This is a genomic window from Dapis hubbardiae BLCC-M172 (assembly GCF_050016015.1).
Taxonomy (GTDB): domain Bacteria; phylum Cyanobacteriota; class Cyanobacteriia; order Cyanobacteriales; family Microcoleaceae; genus Trichodesmium.
On record NZ_JBNHEQ010000159.1, the window covers coordinates 2,187 to 2,499 of the forward strand.

Genomic DNA, 313 nt, shown 5'->3' on the forward strand with positions numbered 1-313 from the left:
TGGAATTTTCAGGATTTTTTTAATTATTCCTTCTTCACTTATTCCTTATTCTTTAAGCGAATTAAGTAGATATACTAGACAAATTTTATTTGAAAATTTGCCGAAACAGAACAAACAAAAATATGGAATTTTCAGGATTTTTTTAATTATTCCTTCTTCACTTATTCCTTATTCTTTAGCCAGCGAATTAAGTAGATATACTAGACAAATTTCATTTGAAAATTTGCCGAAACAGAACAAACAAAAAATATGTAATTTTCAGGTTGTTTTTAATTCTTCCTTCTTAACTTCTTCCTTCTTCCTTAGTTAGCTA

1 protein-coding gene is annotated in these 313 nt (G+C 26.5%); it reads left to right on the forward strand.

Annotation, left to right across the window (positions count from 1 at the left end; genetic code table 11):
* On the forward strand, window positions 1-310 hold a 310-nt coding region (locus ACP6PK_RS14040; RefSeq protein ID WP_426560132.1), incomplete at its 5' end, for a hypothetical protein.
* Between the last annotated feature and the right edge of the window lie 3 nt (window positions 311-313).